The 1,540-nt window shown below is 62.3% G+C and carries 1 protein-coding gene; it reads right to left on the reverse strand.

The genetic code is table 11. From position 1 onward, the window contains the following. Window positions 1-36 precede the first annotated feature (36 nt). A partial coding sequence (locus OP496_RS17680; RefSeq protein ID WP_280565222.1) for an ABC transporter permease occupies window positions 37-1,540 on the reverse strand: 1,504 nt, incomplete at its 5' end.

Here is a 1,540-nt window from a genome sequence, read left to right on the forward strand (position 1 = left end):
CCGCCACGGCGGTGATGACGAACAGCAGTGTCGTGATCAGCATGCGGCTTCTCCCGTGGGATGGTCGCGATGGCCTGGGGTGTTGGCGATTTCGCGCGGGCGGTAGCGGCGCGCCAGGGCGTCGACGCCGATGTTGAGCGCAGCGGTAATCAATAACAGTACGAAGGCCTGATCGAACATCATATAGGCAAAGCTGGAGTCGATGTGAAAGCCCAACGTGGCGATGCCGAGCATGCCCAGGAGCGCGGTTTCGCGAATGATCGTCTCGGCGCGGTAGAACAGCAGCGCCAGCAAGCCGCCATAGAGGCGTGGCAGCAATTCGTAGGCATAACGGGCAGATGCCGGCAGTGCGTGGTTACCCGGCACGATGGCATCGGCATGCCGCGCCACCAGGAAGGCGATCAGTGCGCCGTTGTGTAATGACAACGCCAGCCAGGCGGGCAGCATCGATGGACCGAGCATCAACAGGAAGATGAAAGCCAACATCAATTCCGGCGTGGAGCGCATCAAGATCAAGACGCCTTTGCCTGCCGTACGGGTCGGGCGATTGCCGAAATGGCGGCTGGCCAATGGCCATAGCAGTAAGGCCACCACCAGACTGCCGACGGTGCCCATCAGTCCCAGTAGCAAGGTATTGCCGATGGCGGGCAGGAGGTCGGGGATGTCGCCAAACCACTGCCAGAGTTCGTTCCAGTTCCCTTCGAGTAGAGGTTTCGGCCATAGGTCGACACTCACGAATCGCCACAGCAGCGCGCCGTCGATATCCGGCCAGGGGCCGAGCAGGAAAAGACTCCCCAGCGCGATCCAGGGCAGCAGGCGGCGGTGTCCCCATAGATGCAGCGAGGCGATCATGAGATAAAACATCCACAGCAAGGCACCGGCTTCGGAGTAGCGCCCCTCGCGGAAGGCGCTTTCCAGATGGAAACCTAGTGTCGGCAGACCCACGAAGCCTAGTAGCACGCTCGAGCGCATGGCGCATTCGAAGCGATAGCGGGTATAGCCCGAGAGTCTCGACCAGACCATGGGCAACTCGGCATACACGAAGCGCGAAAGACGGCTCACGCCTTCGGGCAGAGCGTCGACCGGCGCACGTGGCGTGAGTTCGAGGATCTCGGCGTAGACCTTGGCGAAGATGCCGGCGTAGGGAATCGTCAAGGCGGCGATGGCGGTGACGGCGGAAAGACCGAAGACCTGCAGCAGGAGTAGCGCCCAGAACAGCTCGTGGATAGCGCGCACGAATGCGCAACCACCGCGTAGCAGGCGTGAACGCGAGAAGAGCAAGGCCAGCGGGAAGCCCAGCACCACGCCGAGTAGCGTCCCCCACAGCGCAAACCCGATGGTCAGGGCGATGGCATGGGGCAGTGACTCGGTCGCCAGGATGTCGGGATGCACCAAGCCGCTGAGCATGCGCCCCAGCTCGGCCCAAGGATCGTGGGTGGTGATCGCGAGATCGGCGAATGGTAGTAATACCAGACACAGTACAATCAGTCCCAACGAGCGCCGAGCGAGGCGTAGATTGAGGGAGTCCCCGGCGAGTAGT

Source organism: Chromohalobacter sp. 48-RD10 (assembly GCF_029889785.1).
GTDB lineage: Bacteria > Pseudomonadota > Gammaproteobacteria > Pseudomonadales > Halomonadaceae > Chromohalobacter.